Genomic DNA, 16616 nt, shown 5'->3' on the forward strand with positions numbered 1-16616 from the left:
GAGTATAAATGGCCTTGCTCGATACCGATCTTCTCACCCGCACCGCGCCGCTCTATGAGCGCGTCAAGCGCGTCATCCCGCCGTTCGAATGGGCGACCTTCGCCGAGGACGTCGATGCGATTCTGACGCTGAAACGTCGCCGCAATGCGGTGGTGCTCGCGCACAACTACCAGACGCCGGAGATCTTCCACGGCGTGGCCGATATCGTCGGCGACAGCCTCTTGCTCGCGCGTGAAGCGACCAAGGTCGACGCCGATGTCATCGTACTCGCGGGCGTGCACTTCATGGCCGAAACGGCGAAGCTGCTCAATCCGGCCAAGACCGTGCTGATCCCTGATCTTGCGGCCGGCTGCTCGCTGGCGGATTCCATCACGGCAGAGGACGTGCGGCTGATGCGCGCGCGCTATCCGGACGCGCCCGTCGTCGCCTATGTCAACACCTCGACCGCGGTCAAGGCGGAGTCCGACATCTGCTGCACCTCGGGCAATGCGCTGAAGGTCGTTGAATCGCTCGACGCCGAGCGCGTCATCATGCTGCCGGATGAATATCTGGCGCAGAACATCGCCAAGCAGACCAGCAAGAAGATCATTGCCTGGAAAGGCCATTGCGAGGTGCACGAGTTGTTCACCGCCGATGACGTGCGCCAGCTCCGCGAAAATCACCCTGACGTCACCATCCTGGCGCATCCGGAATGCCCTCCCGACGTCGTCGCCGAAGCGGACTTCGCGGGCTCGACGGCCGCGATGCAGTCGTTCGTCGAGACCAAGCGTCCGCCGCGGGTCGTGCTTCTGACGGAATGCTCGATGAGCGACAACATCGCGGCGCGCAATCCCGATGTCGACTTCATCCGCCCCTGCAATCTCTGTCCGCACATGAAGCGGATCACGCTGAAGAACATCCGTCACGCGCTGGAGACCAATCAGCACGAGGTCACGATCGACCCCGCAATCGCCGAGCGCGCGCGCAAGAGCGTCGAAAGGATGCTGGCGATATGAGTACCGATATTTCCGATCTCAACGGCCGCCCGGTCATCATCGGCGGCGGCGCCGCGGGGCTGATGACCGCGCTGCAACTCGCGCCCGAGCCGGTCGTGCTGCTGTCGAAATCGCCGCTCGGCGCGGAAGCCTCCAGCATGTGGGCGCAAGGCGGACTTGCCGCGCCCGTCGGCGCGGATGACAGCCCTGCCCTGCATCTCGCCGATACGCTTGCCGCCGGTGCCGGCCTGTGCGATGCGGCCTCGGCATCGCGGATCGTCCACGCCGCACCTGCCGCCGTCGAGCATCTCGCCGAGCTCGGCGTCGCCTTCGACCGCCGCGCCGACGGCAGCTGGCGCCTCGGGCTCGAGGCCGCGCACGGCCGCAACCGCATCGTGCACGCCACCGGCGACGGCACCGGCCGCGAGATCATGCGCGCGCTGATCGCGGCGGTGCGCCGGACGCCGTCGATCACATTGCTGGAAGGCGTCGAGGCGCGCCGGCTGCTGGTCGAGGACAATGCGGTCAGGGGCGTGCTCGCCGCCGGCGACCGCGGCCGGCTTACGATCGCCACCAACCGCGTCGTGATCGCGACCGGCGGCATCGGCGGCCTGTTTGCCGACAGCACCAATCCCGGCGGATGTTTCGGCCAGGGGCTGGCGCTCGCGGCACATGCCGGCGCAAAACTGTCGGACATCGAATTCGTCCAGTTTCACCCGACCGCCTTCGACGGGCCGTCGCGGCCGATGCCGCTGCTGACCGAAGCGATCCGCGGCGACGGCGCTTTCCTGATCGACGAGACCGGCCAACGCTTCATGGCCGACCAGCCCGGCGCCGAGCTTGCGCCGCGCGATATCGTGGCGCGCGCCGTGTGGCGCCACCGCGCCGCGAGACATCGCACCTTCCTCGACGCGCGCAAGCATCCGGGCGCGGAATTCGCGCAGCGCTATCCCGTGATCAGTGCATTCTGCAAGATGGCTGGCATCGATCCCGCCCATGATCCGATCCCGATCCGGCCCGCGGTCCACTACCACATGGGCGGCATCGCGGTTGACGGTTTTGGCCGCAGCACGGTGCAGGGCCTGTGGGCCTGCGGTGAAGCCGCGCGCACCGGCCTGCACGGCGCCAACCGGCTCGCCAGCAACTCGCTAATGGAAGCGATCGTCTGCGCGCGCTGGGTCGCCGAGAGCATCGAAGGCGTCAGCGCGGGTCCGCGCGCGATGCTGCGCGACGACGCGATGCCGCCGGCCTCCGATCCCTCCGCGGTGCGTCCGATCCTCACCCAGGGGCTCGGCGTGCTGCGCGACCGCGACGGGATCGAGCGCGCGATCCGCAGCCTCTATCCGCTCGCGCGCGGCCAGAGCGCAGCGTCCGACCCTGCGTTGATCGGATTGATGATGGCGGTTGCCGCGATCAGGCGTGAGGAAAGCCGGGGCGGCCATTTCCGCACCGATTTCCCGCACACCGCTCTGTCGGCGTCCCCATCCTCCCTCACCCGTGCCGAGGCGCTCGCCGCCGCGCGCGACATCGTTGAATCCGAGCTTTCAGCCAGGAGTGCCCTATCATGACCCTCAATCCCCTGTTGCCGCTGCTCTACGAGCCGATCGTGCAGACCGCCCTGCGCGAGGATCTCGGCCGCGCCGGCGATATCACGGCGGACGCGATCGTCCCGGCCGGCCAGCAGGCGCGGCTGGTGATGCGGGCGCGACAGCCTGGCGTGATCGCAGGCCTCGACGTCGCGCGCACCGCGTTCCAGATGGTTTCGCCAACGATCGAGTTGCGCGCCGAGCGGCCCGACGGCAGCGCGGTCGAGCCCGACGAAGTCATCGCGATCATCGACGGCCCGGCGCGCAGCCTGCTCACCGCGGAGCGCACCGCACTCAACTTCCTCTGCCATATGAGCGGCGTCGCGACCGCGACCGCCACGCTGGTGAAAGCGGTCGCGGGCACGCGCGCTCAGATCGTCGACATCCGCAAGACCACGCCGGGACTGCGGGCGCTGGAGAAATATGCGGTGCGCGCCGGCGGCGGCGGCAATCACCGTTTCGGGCTCGACGATGCGATGCTGATCAAGGACAACCACATCGCGCTCGCCGGCGGCATCCGCACCGCGATCGAGCGCGCCAAGGCCAATGCCGGACATCTCGTGAAGATCGAGGTCGAGGTCGACACGCTGTCGCAGCTCGAAGAAGCGCTGGCGCTCGGCGTCGACGCGGTGCTGCTCGACAACATGACGACCGAGCAGCTCAGCCAGGCGGTCGGTATGGCGCGCGGCAAGGCGATCACCGAGGCGTCCGGCCGCATCACCGCTGCGACCGCCGCGGCGATTGCCGCCACCGGCGTCGATCTGATCTCGGTCGGCTGGGTGACCCACAGCTCTGCCGCGCTCGATATCGGGCTCGATTATCTATCCTGATCGATCAGCCCGGTTGATGCATCAACCCGGTTGATTCATCAACCGGGTTGGCCGGCCGGAACCAGGTTCGGCTGGCCCTGTTCGGTGCGGCGCGCGGCGAAGCGCTCGGCCTGCAGAACCGCGAGCGTCAGCACGACGATCGCGACCGCCTGATGCGTCAGCGCCAGATCGATCGGCACCTGATGCAGCAGCGTCAGGATGCCGAGCGTCGCCTGCAGCGTGATCGCCGCAACCAGCCACCATGCACCCGCGATCACGCCACCGCCGGCGCGCGAGCGCACCGCATCGATCGCATGTGCGATCGCAAGCGCGAACAGCAGATAGGCGGTCATGCGATGCTCGAACTGCACCGTCAGCGTGTTGTCGAACAGATTGCGCCACCACGGCGTCTCGAACCACAGACGGTCAGCCGACGGGATGAAGCCGCCGTCGATGTCGGGCCAGGTGTTGTAGACCCTGCCCGCGCGCAGGCCCGCGACCAGCGCACCGAAATAGAGCTGCACGAAGGTCAGCAACAGCAGCACCGCACTCGTGATCTTCAGCCTGAGCGGCGCGATCACGGACGGGCGGTCCGTCAACCGCCGCAGCGTCCAGACGATCGCCGCGAAGATCAGCAGCGCCAGCACCAGATGCGTCGCCAGCCGATACTGCGACACCTCGACGCGCTCCGAGAGACCGGACGCCACCATCCACCAGCCGACGCCGCCTTGCAGCGCGCCGAGGCCGAAGATCACCCAGAGCCGCCGGCCGAGCTCGCCGCTCACCGTGCCGCGCCACAGGAAATACAGGAAGGGCAGCAGATAGGCGGCGCCGATCACGCGGCCGAGCAGCCGGTGGCTCCACTCCCACCAGAAGATCGTCTTGAACTCCGTAAGCGTCATCCCGGCGTTGAGCTCGCGATATTGCGGAATCTTCTGATAGCCCTCGAAGGCCTGGGTCCACTGCGCCTCGGTCAGCGGCGGCAGCGCGCCGGTCACCGGCTTCCATTCGACGATCGACAGGCCGGACTCGGTGAGCCGCGTGGCACCGCCGACCAGCACCATCAGCGCGATCAGGCCGGCGACCGCGAGCAGCCAGATCCGGACGGCACGAAGCTGCGATGTCTTTGCGGAAATACCGGCCATTTCGCCCTGACTTGATTGGATTTTCGAGCCCCTTATAGTCCGGCGCGCCCGCGGCGCAAGCGCCGCCTCAACGCGCTGGATCACGAGTCGCACATATCCGTCATGGCCATACGAACCCGCAAATTGCTCGGAACCATTTTCCTGCTCATTCTGGTGGTGGTGTGGTCGCTGCTTGGCATGACGGTCGCCCAGACGCCATGGCTCGCCAATTCCGGCCTGCTGCAGGCGATCTTCTACGTCGTCGCTGGCCTCGGCTGGGTGCTGCCGGCGATGCCGATCGTGGCCTGGATGTCGCGGCCCGACCGCGCCGAGGGCTGACTGCCGCTGTTCATCGCGACCAGCGCGCGATGTAGAGGCTCGTCGTCATGTTTCTGATCACCCGGCCGCCGAACTCATCGCGGGCGATGCGGCCGATCTCGGCTACAGCCGCTGGTCTGGCTCGACGACCGTCAGAGGATCGGCGCCGAGTCCGAGCAGGCGCCGGGTCGCCTTGCCGGTTCCTGCACCGATCTCGAACGTCGCGGTCTTTCGCCCCAGCCCGCATCGCGAACTGAGCGTATCGAGCACCCAGTCCGGATAGTCGGGCCGCGCCGCATCGTAGCCTGCGGGATCCGCTCCGAAGGCTTCCGGCCGAACTGCCGTTCAAGTTCAGGAGTTGGCATCATGCGCGCTCCTCGTCGGCCGCACCGGCGCGAACATCACGCCCGACAGCAGCACCCGCATCATCCGCAGCGAGCGCACGCGGCCGTCCCATGCGATGCGCGGCAGCACGTAAGGATTGGTGCGGCCCTGCGCCTCGACGACGCCGGAGATGGTCGACACCGCGCTGGCGAACCCAGCCTCCTCCGCCATGACCACATGCGGCCGGCGGAACGCGTCGCGGTCCCCGAACGGATACGCGAAATGCCTGATCGGCCGCCGCAGCGCGCTCTCGGCCACCGCCTTTCCCATCATGATCTCGCGCTGCGCGTCGGCGTCCCGGAGGCTCGACAGCGCCGGATGGTTCACGGTGGCGCTGCCGAACGTCACGTTCGGATCGGCCGCAAGCTTCGCCAGATCCGCCCAGTCGAGCGAGGCGCTGCGCGCCATCAGCGCCGCAGCGGCGGCATAACGCGTGCCGAGATCGCTGACCGCATAGGACAGCTCCGACGGCGGCAGCTTGCGGAGCCAGCCGGACAGGAAATCGAACAGCTCGTATTTGTCCGACAGTTGCGAGACCTCGAAGTGCCGCTCCCGGCCATCGATCATCAGGCTGATGCGGTTCTCGCGGGCGATGATGTCCTCGAGCGCCAGCCACCACGCCACACCCACACCGTCGGGAAAGGCCGTCGGCAAATAGACGGTGAAAGGCACGCGGTGCTTGGCGAGCACGGGATAGGCATGGGTGACGATGTCCTTGCTGACACCGTCGAAGGTCAGGCTGGCAAAGCGCCGGCGCTCCGGCAAGGTCACCGCGCGGCGGCAGGCCTCATCGATCCCCACGATGTCGTACCGCCAGCGCTTCAGCGCGCGGATGGTGCGATCGAGAAATGCCGGCGTGATCTCCTGCGACTTCAGCGGCTGAAATCGCGCCCGGTGTGCGGGGCGGACGCGCGCGAAGCGCAGGATCACCCCGGCGCCGCCGGCCTCGCGTTGCCGCAGCCGGAACGCGCCGCTGAAATATGCGAGCTCCATCCGGGCCCGCCGCAAAATCCCGTTATCCGGCACCAAGATCCCCGTCCCGTCCGGCGGTTCCCGCACACCGCCAAGAGACTGTTTATTACTCTTTGTTGACATTTCCCTGCGAAGGTCGGCCCTAGCCGAGAACTGTAAATTAATACCTTAAAAAATTTAGGTTCCGAGATGACCATGGCGGCGGCAATCGAAGGCCAGACGGTGGGGACGCGAACGTGGCCGAACGCAATCCGCGTTGCCGGCGTCGACATCTTTCATGATCTCGCTGCGGCCGAGGCAACCTGGCGCAGTTTCGAGACACCGCAACACTCCTACACGCCTTATCAGCGCTTCGACTTCCTCGCCAGCTGGCAGCGCCAGGTCGGCGAGCGCGAGGGCCTGCGGCCCTTCATCGTCGTCGCGCATGACAGCGAACGGCGGCTGCTGCTGCTGCTGCCGCTTGCGGTCGAGTCCCGCCTTGGAGCGACCTGCGCCGGCTTCATGGGCGGCAAGCATGCGACCTTCAACATGGCGCTGTGCGACAAGGATTTCGCGGCCAACGCGACCGAGGCCGACGTCGCAGCTTTGACCGGTTCAATCGCCGAACGCTCGCGCGTCGACGCGCTCGTGCTGTGTCAACAGCCGCTGCGCTGGCAGGATCTGCCGAATCCGCTGGCGCTGCTGCCGCGCCAGCCCTCGGTCAACGACTGCCCGCTGCTGGTGATCGAGCCCGGCGCGGCACCCGCGGCGCTGATCAGCAATTCGTTCCGCCGCCGTCTCAAGGGCAAGGAGCGCAAGCTGCAACCGTTGCCCGGCTACCGCTATCATGTCGCTGATAACAGCGCCGACGTCTGCCGCCTGCTCGACTGGTTCTTCCGCGTCAAGCCGCAGCGCATGGCCGAGCAGAAGCTGCCGAACGTGTTCGCCGAGCCGGACGTCGAGCAGTTCATCCGCAGCGCCTGCCTTGCGCCGCGCGCCGACGGCAGGGGCTATGCGATCGACATCCACGCGCTGGAATGCGACGAGGAAGTGATCGCGATCTTCGCCGGCGTGTCCGACGGTCATCGCTTCTCGATGATGTTCAACACCTATACGATGTCGGCCAATTCCAAGTTCAGCCCCGGCCTGATCCTGATGCGCGACATCATCGATCGTCATGCCGGCCTGAACTACCGCGCCTTCGACCTCGGCATCGGCTCGGACGAGTACAAGCGGCTGTTTTGCAAGGACGACGAGCCGATCGTCGACAGCTTCATTCCGCTCAGCCTGCGCGGCAAGCCCGCGGCCGGCGCGCTGGCGGCAATCAGCCGCGCCAAGCGCGCCGTGAAGCAGAATCCCGCGCTGTTCGAGATTGCGCAGAACCTGCGCAGCATGTTCCGCTGAGAGCCGCGGGCGGCGCTACGCGGACGGGTTATCGGATGCCGGCCGGCCGCTCGCGACGCCGAGCCGCATCATCGCGTCGAACACCAGCATCGCGGCCGGCGACAGTGCGCGCTTGCGCAGCTTGATCAGCCCGTAGCTCTCGAGCATCAGCTGGTCGCGGATGCGCAGCATCTTGAAGCGCTGCGGATCGACCAGATCGAACACCAGCATAGGCACCGGCACGATCGCGTCGATGCCCGCGGCAATTCCGAGCGAGGCAAAGAATGACTCGGTGTTGATCATGCGCCGGGGCGGCGCAATGCCCCGGCTGTAGAACAGCCGCTCGAGCCCCTGGCGCATGAAGGATTCCCGCGGCTGGGAGATCCATTGCAGGTCGACCGTGTCTTCCAGGTTGACGCTGTCGAGGGCCGCCAGCGGATGCTCGGCGCGAACCAGCAGGCCGGCCTGCTCGGCGCCGATCTCGTGATAGTCGAACTGTGCGGAATCGACGCCGGCCGGAATGCGCGCAACGACGAAGTCGAGCTCGAGCGCGAGCAGACGCGCAATCAGCGGCGGGCTGGTGCTGACATCGAGCGAAATGTTCACCCGGTGCAGCTTCTCGCCAAGATACTGCATGACGTCGACGACAAGATCGATGCTGGGCTTGGCGACCGTTCCGACCGACACCGTCCCGAGCTCGCCGGACCTGTAACCGGCGAACTCATCGGTGACCCGGTCGAGGTCGGCGAGCACGCTCCTGCCGCCACGGATCAGGATCGAGCCGTAGGCCGTCGGCTCGACGCCGCGCGCCGTTCGCTCGAACAGCGGAACCCGCGCCACGGCCTCGATCTCGGCGAGCATCTTCGATGCCGCAGACTGGGTGATGCTCAATCGTTCGGCCGCGAGCTGCAGTTTGCGCTCGGTGTCGAGCGCGACCAGCAGGCGCAACTGGCGCAATTTCAGATTATTGATCACGGCCTGCCACCATTCTGCCCGACTAGAGCCATTTCCGTTCCGATTAAATCGGCACGGACTCTAGTTTCTGCTGCGACGCGTTTTCGTTACGCGAACCGGTACCCATTTCGCGGGAAAACGCTTGGGGTTCCCGCGCTCATACCGCGGTGCATCATGACAGTTTCGCCGTGGCTCCATTCCCAAATGCCATTAGTCACGCGGCCATCCATTACACAACATTGAATGCAAGGCTTGCAAGGAGACTTGCAAGGGCAACCAGGGCACGGCGACGGATCGCTGCGGGCGCACCAGGTGACGCCCCGGACAGCGCTGTGGCCGTACGCCGAATCGAAAAACCAGAAGGGACGGGAATGATGAGCGACGATGTCGAGAAGCGCGCGGTTGGAAAGATGATGCGGCGGCTGATTCCGTTCCTCATCCTGTGTTACTTCGTGGCTTATCTCGATCGCGTCAATGTCGGCTTCGCCAAGCTGCACATGAATGAGGCGCTGGGCCTCAGTGAAGCCGCCTACGGGCTCGGCGCGGGTCTCTTCTTCGTCGGCTACTTCTTCTTCGAAGTGCCCTCCAACATCCTTCTGGAACGGTTCGGCGCGCGGCGCTGGATCGCCCGCATCATGATCAGCTGGGGCGTCGTCTCGGCGGCATTCGCATTCATCCCGCAGATGTCGGCTGCGAGCGGCATCTCGAACGAATGGATCTTCTACTTCCTGCGCCTGCTGCTCGGCGCCTGCGAGGCCGGCTTCTTCCCCGGCATCATCTTCTATCTGACGCTCTGGTTCCCGGCGATCTATCGCGCCCGCGTCATCAGCCTGTTCATGCTGGCGATCCCGATCTCCAGCATCATCGGGTCGCCGATCTCGGGCCTGCTGCTCAATTTGTCGGGAGCCGGTCTGACCGGATGGCAGTGGCTGTTCATCTGCGAAGCGCTGCCGTCCGTCCTGGTCGGCATCGCCGTGCTGGCCCTCCTGCCCGACTTCCCGCGCCAGGCGACCTGGTTGCAGCCCGACGAGATCAAGTGGGTCCAGACCACGCTCGATCTTGAGCGCCAGAAGACCGAAGCCGTGGAGCACATCTCGGTGCTGCAGTCGCTCACGGACTCGCGGGTGCTGGCCTGCGCGCTGGTGTATTTCTGCCTCAACGCGGCGAGCTACGGCGTCGCCTTCTTCCTGCCGACGATCATCAAGGCGTTCGGCGTCACCGACACCCAGACCGGCCTGATCGCAGCCCTGCCCTTCGTGTTCGGCGCGATCGGCATGGTGCTGCTCGGCCGCCATTCCGACAAGACCGGTGAACGGCGCTATCACGTCGCCGGCGCGCTGACGCTTGCAGCGGTCGGCATAGGCCTCGCCGGCGTCGTATCCAGTCCGGTGCTGATCGTCGCCTTGCTCTGCATCGCGCAGATCGGCGTGTCGGCGGTGCCGCCGATGTTCTGGCCGATGCCGGCCGGCATCCTGACCGGGGCCTCGGCGGCGGCGGGCATTGCCGCGATCAACTCGCTCGGCAACCTGTCAGGCTTCGCCGGCCCATTTGCCATGGGCTATCTGAAGGACCTGACCGGCGGCTTCACCGCAGGCCTGCTGCTGCTTGCGGCGGTGGGATTGATCGGCGCGCTGGTGACGATCAGGCTGCGGATCGATCCGGTCCTCGAGCGGGCCGCACGCGAGCCGATCATGGCGCACTAGATACCAGACACCTGTGCGAGCATAAAGGGCGCTCGCCAATTCATTCGCGAGCCGCCGTCCTGCTTGGTGCCAGCCTGGCGACCTCGCGGATGCAGGCGACGAACAGCTCCGCCGTCGGCCCCAACGTGCGGCCCTTCAGGGTGACGATCGCGGCCGAGACCGCGGCCGTTCGCGGAAGCCGAACCGGAAGGATGTTCAGCCCGAGATCGCGGCCGCCAAGCCGCGCGACGGACGCCGGCAGCAGGGTGATGAAGCGGCCGGTCGCCGCCAGCCGGCAGCACAAGTGAAGCGACAGTGTCGTGACCGGCGCGCCCGGCGTCACCATTCCATTCTCGCGAAACATGTCCATCACTGCGGAGCCTGGAAAGGTTTCGGGCGGAGGCAACACCCAGCGCTCGTTGGCGAGTTCGGCGAGGTCCAGCCTGGATGCGCGCGCCCATTTGCTTCTGCTCCCCGCGACCACGACGCGCGGATCATTCAGCAGCGGCTCGACCGCCAAATCCTTCTCGTCGAACGGCGTCGGCGTCCATCCCAGCAACAGATCGATGCTGCGCTCGCGCAATTCGTGGTAGCGCAAATTGCTGAGAACGGTTTGCGCGACATTGATGCGGATCCCGGGATGCTGCCCCGTGAACCGGTCGACCGCCACCGGCAGCAAGCCCGCCGCGATGCTTTCCGAACTGCCGATCCGCAACTCTCCGACGGTCGGATCGGCAAGAAACGCGAGTTCCTCGAGACCCTGGGTCAGCTCGTCGAAGATCGAGACCCCGCGCCTGACCAGAGCATGGCCATAGGTCGTCAGTTCGATGCCGCTGCGGCAGCGGTCGAACAGCCGGACGCCGAGCGCGTGCTCCATGTCGGCGACGGCGCGAGAAACCGCTGGCTGCGACATTGCGAGCTCGGCTGCGGCCTTTGCCATGCTGCCACGCTGCGCGACGACGAGCAGGATGTGCAGATCGCGCAGCTTGACCCGGCGCCGGGCACGCTCAATGTCCTGCATCGGCGATCCCCTACCAAAACGGTTATGGACGCCTCAGACACTAGCATTGGACGTTGGTCGCCGCCTCACGCATCCTCCGCGTGCGATGACGCAGATCGTCGCGCCCCCGGATGGCGCGGCTCTATGACCCCTGAGGCCCGCATGTTGACCCGTCGCGACATCATGACCGCATCAGCCGCCGGCATCGCCCTGGTGGCTACCGGCCAGACGATACGGCCACTCGCGGCCCAACCCCGCCTGAAGACCGCTCATATCCTGACCGGCTACAGCCCCGGATTACCGGACGCCGTGGCAAGACTCGTCGCCGGACAAATGAAGGACTATGCAGACTCGATCGTCGTTGAGACGCGCCCCGGCGCCAGTGGGCGTATCGCGATCGAAGCTGTGAGGAGCGCCGAGGCCGATGGATCGGTCATGTTGCTCGCGCCGCTCGGGTTCATCGCGCTGTTTCCGCACATCTACAAGACGCTCGGATACGCAGCCCAGGATTTCGCGCCTGTATCGACGGTCGGCTCGTTCGCGACCTTGCTGGCCGTGGGGCCGAGAGTCCCAAACGACGTCAGGAGCCTCGCCGACTTCGTCGCTTGGTGCCGTGCCAACCCGACGCAGGCGACCTACGGCACGCCGGGCGTCGGCACCACGCTGCATTTCATCGGTGCCATGCTCGGCCGGACCGCAGCCTTCGAGTATCTCCATGTCCCCTATCAGGGCAGAGGCGCGGTTCAGGATCTCTTGAAAGGCGAGATCGCATCGGCAGTGATGCCGGTCGACAGCCTGCTGGGCCAGGTTCAGTCCGGGCAGCTGCGCGCGCTGGCGACGACAGGTCCCCGTCGGCTCAACGCTCTTCCCGACGTGCCGACCGTGGCGGAAGCCGGCTACCCCGCGCTTCGGGACCTGACCTGGTTCGGCATCTTCCTGCCGGCGAGCACACCCCCGGCAATCGTTGCGCAACTCAACAACGCGATCCAGGCATCGCTTCGCACCGACGAGGTCAAATCCGGCATGGCCAAACTGTCCGTCGATGTCGACGCGATCGCGATGAATGATTTTGCCCGCCTGCTCGCCACAGAATCCGCGCGCTGGAAAGCGATCGTGGAGGCAACCGGATTTACCCCCGCCGGCTGACGGTGACGGTCAGGCCGCCACCACCCGCGGGCCCGGCGCGGCGGTCTCCGACGGCGCGCAGGGCTTGCTCAGCATCGTCACTTCGGAAAAGCCCACGGCCCTGAGCTGATCGACCATCGAGCGGCGCGCGTCCTGCGCCATGGCGGCATCGGGCACCACGACTGCCTGCGCCTTCGTGGTCAGCAGCTCGGCCGGCAGGTCGACGGCCGAGCCGGCATCTAGCAGCACGTGGTCGTAGACCCTGAGCAGCGCGTCGATCGCGAGCCCGAGCCGCGGCGACTGCAGATGCGAGCGGTCGAAGCCCGGACGCCCGGCGCTGACGATCTGCACGCGCGACTGCCGATCCTTGGTGATGATCTGCGCGAACGTCGCCTCGCCCTGCATCAGCTCGGCGAGGCCGGGCGCTGCGGGGTCGACGGTCGCCGCCGTCAACACCGGCGAGGACGCGACGAGATCGACCACCACGACCTTGGCCTGGCGCGCCATCAGACGCGCCAGCGTCAGCGCGGTCCACGTGACGCTCTCACCGGCCGCCGGGCCGAGGACCGTGACCTTGTGGGCGGCCGGACCTGCCGCGACGAGGCGCTCCGCGAGCTCGTCGATCTCATCGACGGCCTGGGCCGGCACGGGCTGCGGCTCGTCGATGGCAGGTTCATGCGCCACCGCGGGCTCCAGCGGCAGTTCAGGCTCCATCGCCGGCTTGGGTGCAACCGGCGCGGCGAAGGCGGGTTCAGGCGGCAGCCTCGGCTCCGGCTCGTCCTGGGCCGCGGTCTCCATGACCGGCTCGCGGCGCCGGATCACGGCGGCGGCCGGCGCGAAGGCACGGCCGACCGCACCGGGCGCGGAGATCCGCAGCAACTCGCCGGTGACGATGATGCCGGATGACAGCAGCAGCGTCGCCAGCGTCGCGATCAGCACGATCGGCAGCTTCTTCGGATAGGCCGGCGTGTTCGAGACGGTGGCGCGCGATATGATGCGGCCGTCGGTCGGCGCAGCCTCGATGTTCTCGCGTGCAGTCGCCTCGCGATACTTGGCGAGATAGGCTTCCAGCAGATCGCGCTGCGCCTTGGCCTCGCGCTCCAGCCCGCGCAGCTGCACGTCCTGACCGTTGCTCGAGGCCGCCTGCTTCTTCGACTGGTCGAGACTCACCGACAGCGCCATGACGCGGCCATCGGCAACGCGGGCGTCGTTGTCGAGCGAGCGCGAGATCTTGCCCGCCTCCTCGCGCAATTGACGGTCGAGATCGGCGATCTGCGCCTTCAATTCCTTGATGCGCGGATGGTTGTCGAGCAGCGTCGACGATTGCTCGGCGAGCTGTGCGCGCAGCGTGCCGCGCTGTTCGGCCAGCCTCCGGATCAGCTCGGAGTTGAGCACTTCCGACGCCTCGATCGGCTTGCCGCTCTGCAGCATCTCGCGGATCAGCCGCGCCTTGGTCTCGGCGTCCGCCTTCAGCGCGCGGGCATTGTTGAGCTGCGTGTTCAGCTCGCCCATCTGCTGGTTCGACAGCGGGATGTTGTTGGTGCCGACGAACAGGCTCGACTTCGAGCGGAATTCCTCGACACGCGAATCCGCGTCCGCAACCTTGGTGCGCAGCTTGTCGATCTCGCCGAGCAGCCAGGTGCTGGCGGATTTGGCCTGGTCCTGCCGCGCCGCCTGCTGCAGCACGAGATAGCCGTCGGCGATCGAGTTGGCGACGCGCGCGGCGAGATCGGGATCTTCCGACTGGAATTCGATCACGATGACGCGCGACTTGTCGACCGCAAAGGCCTGGAAGCGCTCGTAATATGCATCGAGCACCCGCTCTTCCGGGGTCAGGCTGAACGGATCGCGGCCGATGCCGAACAGCGCCAGCAGCGACTTCAGCGGGGAAAAGCCGCGCAGCACCGGATCGAACTCCGGACGCTCGGCAAGCTTGTTCTTCTTGATGATGTCGCGCGCGAGATCGCGGGACATCACGAGCTGCACCTGGCTCGTCACGGCCTCGGCGTCGAGCGAAGTGCGCTCAAGGTCGCGCTCGCCGTTCGGGCGCAGAAAGGCGTTCTCGCGATTGTCGATCAGGATCCGCGCTTCGGACTTGTAGCGCGGCGTCACGACGTTGACGACGGCAAGCGACAACGCAAACACCAGCACGGTCGGCACGATGATCCAGCCGCGCTTGCGCGCCAGCGCGCGTCCGAGCACATGCAGATCGAGATCAGCCGCCTCCGATAGAGGTGCCGGCTTATCAGGAATCGGTTTGGGCGAAGCCGGCTTCGCAATAGCTTCGTCGGCAACGGGCGCGGACTTCGGCAACGCCCGCTGCACGACGGCCTTTTCCTTGCCTCTACGCCAGAATGCAAAACGCATAACGAACTCCCGCGGACGCCGCGACTCCATCAATGCGGGCGATTACAGTCCATTAAGGTTGCTGCTGGGTTAATCGGCGGGGTTGACGGATACGCCGGTCACCACCCGGCCGTCATCGTTTGTTAACCATGAGTGCCGTTAATCGGGGCCGATATTATCTCGGGATTCCTCACATGCGCGATCTGCGCGCTGCCCTTGCTTGTCTGTTCGCTGCGCTCGCGCTGTCGGGCTGCATGGGACGGACGTCGCCGGTCGCCGGCGACCCCGCCCTCGACTCGATGGCCTATGGACAGCCGTCCCTCGCCATGTCCGTGGCCTATGCAGAGCCGGCCCCCTCGCGCGAGGCCTACAATCTCGGCCCCGGCGACAGGCTTCGCGTCGTGGTCTATGGCCAGGAAGGCCTCACCAACTCCTATGCGATCGATGCCGCCGGCGCGATCACCATGCCGCTGATCGGCTCGGTACCGGCGCGCGGCCGGACGCCGGCCAGGCTCGCCGCCGAGATCACCGCACGGCTGCGCAACGGCTTCATCCGCGAGCCTTCGGTCGCGGTCGAAATCGAGGCCTACCGGCCGTTCTTCATCCTCGGCGAAGTCCAGGCTCCCGGCCAGTATCCCTACGTGCCCAACATGACGGTCGAGAGCGCTGTGGCGATCGCCGGCGGCTTCTCGCCGCGCGCCAGGCGCGACCAGGTCACCCTCACCCACACCGATGCATCGGGCGCAGGCCGCTTCGTCGCCCCGCTGGGCACGCCGATCGGACCCGGCGACACCGTGTTCGTCAGCGAGCGCTGGTTCTGATCGATGGCGCAGCAGCAAGATCAGCAACAGCTACGCATCCTGCATGTCGTCCGCGCCCCGGTCGGCGGCATCATTCGTCACATCCTCGATGTCGCCAACGGCCAGGTCGAGCGCGGCCATCATGTCGGCATCGTCGCCGACAGCCTGACCGGCGGCGCGCGTGCCGACGCGGTGCTGGCCGAGATCGGGCCGCGCCTCAAGCTCGGCGTGCACCGGGTCGCGATCCGCCGCGAGCCGCGCTTCGCCGACTTCATGGTCTGGGCGCATATCGCCGGCCTGATCCGCAAGCTGCAACCCGATGTCGTGCACGGCCATGGCGCCAAGGCCGGCGCCTATGTCCGGCTGCGGCGGCGGTCGAACAAGGTGATCCGGGTCTACACGCCGCATGGCGGTTCGCTGCACTATCCGCTCGACACCTGGAAGGGCCGCTTCTACAGCCAGCTCGAGCGCACGCTGATGAACAGCACGGACCTGTTCCTGTTCGAGAGCGCATTTGCCCGCGACACCTATCAGCGTACCGTCGGCAAGCCCGCTGGCCTCGTCCGCTGCGTCTTCAACGGCGTCACGTCGGAGGAATTCGAGCCGGTCGCCAAGGCCGACGACGCCACCGACGTGGCCTATGTCGGCGAATTCCGCCGCATCAAGGGCGCCGACCTCTTGATCGACGCGGTCGCCAAGCTGCGCGCAGACGGCAATCCGGTGACACTGACGCTCGGCGGCGACGGCGAGGAGTTCGAGCGCCTCAAGGAACAGGTGAAGCGGCTGTCGCTCGGCGATGCCGTTCGCTTCATCGGCCACGTCAAGGCGCGTTACGGCTTCTCCAAGGGCAGCCTGCTGGTCGTCCCCTCGCGCGGCGATTCCATGCCTTATGTGGTGATCGAGGCGGGCGCGGCCGGCGTTCCGATGATCGCCGCCAATGTTGGCGGCATCCCGGAGATCTTCGATACCCACACCGACGCCCTGTTCGCGCCCAGCAATGCGGGGGCGATGGCCGACGCCATCAAGACCGCGCTCGACAATCCCACCGCGACCGCAGTTCGCGCCGGGAAACTGCGCGAGCGGATTTCCGAACATTTCTCGCAGAGCGCAATGGTCGAGGGCGTGCTGGCCGGCTATCGCGACGCATTTGCCAAACGTTAACCACTTCTTGCACACGTAA

The 16616-nt window shown here is 66.6% G+C and carries 14 protein-coding genes; 9 read left to right on the forward strand and 5 right to left on the reverse strand.

Going from position 1 to position 16616, the window contains the following annotated elements; genetic code table 11:
* Positions 1 to 8: 8 nt before the first annotated feature.
* From nadA to nadC, 3 genes are read left to right on the forward strand one after another with little or no spacing between them, the layout of a single operon-like run.
* Positions 9 to 995 (forward strand): quinolinate synthase NadA, encoded by a 987-nt coding sequence (nadA, locus tag ACVILL_RS34260; RefSeq protein ID WP_456733083.1) that lies wholly within the window; start codon positions 9 to 11, stop codon positions 993 to 995.
* The gene (locus tag ACVILL_RS34265; RefSeq protein ID WP_456733084.1) at positions 992 to 2542 is read left to right on the forward strand and encodes an L-aspartate oxidase; all 1551 of its coding nucleotides are present in this window, start codon (positions 992 to 994) and stop codon (positions 2540 to 2542) included. Before nadA ends, ACVILL_RS34265 begins: the two co-directional genes overlap by 4 nt.
* On the forward strand, positions 2539 to 3390 hold the full coding sequence (gene nadC / locus ACVILL_RS34270; protein ID WP_456733085.1) for a carboxylating nicotinate-nucleotide diphosphorylase: 852 nt from the start codon (positions 2539 to 2541) through the stop codon (positions 3388 to 3390). Before ACVILL_RS34265 ends, nadC begins: the two co-directional genes overlap by 4 nt.
* Positions 3391 to 3428: 38 nt before the next feature.
* On the opposite strand, the gene ACVILL_RS34275 is transcribed toward nadC, so the two are convergent.
* The gene (locus tag ACVILL_RS34275; protein WP_456733086.1) at positions 3429 to 4514 is read right to left on the reverse strand and encodes a COX15/CtaA family protein; all 1086 of its coding nucleotides are present in this window, start codon (positions 4512 to 4514) and stop codon (positions 3429 to 3431) included.
* A gap of 102 nt (positions 4515 to 4616) precedes the next feature.
* Between ACVILL_RS34275 and ACVILL_RS34280 the strand changes: the two genes are divergently transcribed.
* Entirely contained in the window at positions 4617 to 4832 is a 216-nt protein-coding gene (locus ACVILL_RS34280) for a DUF2842 domain-containing protein (protein ID WP_456733087.1), read from the forward strand.
* A 330-nt stretch (positions 4833 to 5162) separates the two neighbouring features.
* On the opposite strand, the gene ACVILL_RS34285 is transcribed toward ACVILL_RS34280, so the two are convergent.
* Positions 5163 to 6188, reverse strand: coding sequence for a polysaccharide deacetylase family protein (locus tag ACVILL_RS34285; RefSeq protein WP_456733088.1), 1026 nt, complete (start codon positions 6186 to 6188; stop codon positions 5163 to 5165).
* Between the two features lie 168 nt (positions 6189 to 6356).
* Between ACVILL_RS34285 and ACVILL_RS34290 the strand changes: the two genes are divergently transcribed.
* Complete coding sequence (locus tag ACVILL_RS34290) at positions 6357 to 7550, forward strand: GNAT family N-acetyltransferase (protein ID WP_456733089.1); 1194 nt, start codon at positions 6357 to 6359, stop codon at positions 7548 to 7550.
* A 15-nt stretch (positions 7551 to 7565) separates the two neighbouring features.
* Here the strand turns inward: ACVILL_RS34290 and ACVILL_RS34295 are convergent, their stop codons facing one another.
* Entirely contained in the window at positions 7566 to 8504 is a 939-nt protein-coding gene (locus tag ACVILL_RS34295) for a LysR family transcriptional regulator (protein ID WP_456733090.1), read from the reverse strand.
* Positions 8505 to 8857: 353 nt separating this feature from the next.
* Between ACVILL_RS34295 and ACVILL_RS34300 the strand changes: the two genes are divergently transcribed.
* A complete protein-coding gene (locus tag ACVILL_RS34300; RefSeq protein WP_456734429.1) occupies positions 8858 to 10186 on the forward strand; it encodes an MFS transporter in 1329 nt (442 codons plus the stop codon).
* Positions 10187 to 10226: 40 nt separating this feature from the next.
* Here ACVILL_RS34300 and ACVILL_RS34305 read toward each other — a convergent pair whose 3' ends face one another.
* A complete protein-coding gene (locus ACVILL_RS34305; RefSeq protein ID WP_456733091.1) occupies positions 10227 to 11186 on the reverse strand; it encodes a LysR family transcriptional regulator in 960 nt (319 codons plus the stop codon).
* Here ACVILL_RS34305 and ACVILL_RS34310 point away from each other — a divergent pair.
* Complete coding sequence (locus ACVILL_RS34310) at positions 11136 to 12311, forward strand: Bug family tripartite tricarboxylate transporter substrate binding protein (RefSeq protein ID WP_456733092.1); 1176 nt, start codon at positions 11136 to 11138, stop codon at positions 12309 to 12311. The genes ACVILL_RS34305 and ACVILL_RS34310 overlap by 51 nt on opposite strands.
* A 9-nt stretch (positions 12312 to 12320) precedes the next feature.
* On the opposite strand, the gene ACVILL_RS34315 is transcribed toward ACVILL_RS34310, so the two are convergent.
* A complete protein-coding gene (locus ACVILL_RS34315; protein ID WP_456733093.1) occupies positions 12321 to 14657 on the reverse strand; it encodes a GumC family protein in 2337 nt (778 codons plus the stop codon).
* Positions 14658 to 14830: 173 nt separating this feature from the next.
* Here ACVILL_RS34315 and ACVILL_RS34320 point away from each other — a divergent pair, with 173 nt between their 5' ends.
* Together ACVILL_RS34320 and ACVILL_RS34325 are read left to right on the forward strand one after the other, a co-directional pair.
* A complete protein-coding gene (locus ACVILL_RS34320) occupies positions 14831 to 15457 on the forward strand; it encodes a polysaccharide biosynthesis/export family protein (RefSeq protein WP_456733094.1) in 627 nt (208 codons plus the stop codon).
* 3 nt (positions 15458 to 15460) lie between these two features.
* Entirely contained in the window at positions 15461 to 16597 is a 1137-nt protein-coding gene (locus ACVILL_RS34325; protein ID WP_456733095.1) for a glycosyltransferase family 4 protein, read from the forward strand.
* The last annotated feature ends 19 nt before the right edge of the window (positions 16598 to 16616 follow it).

The sequence above is a fragment of the Bradyrhizobium sp. USDA 3364 genome, from assembly GCF_054056355.1.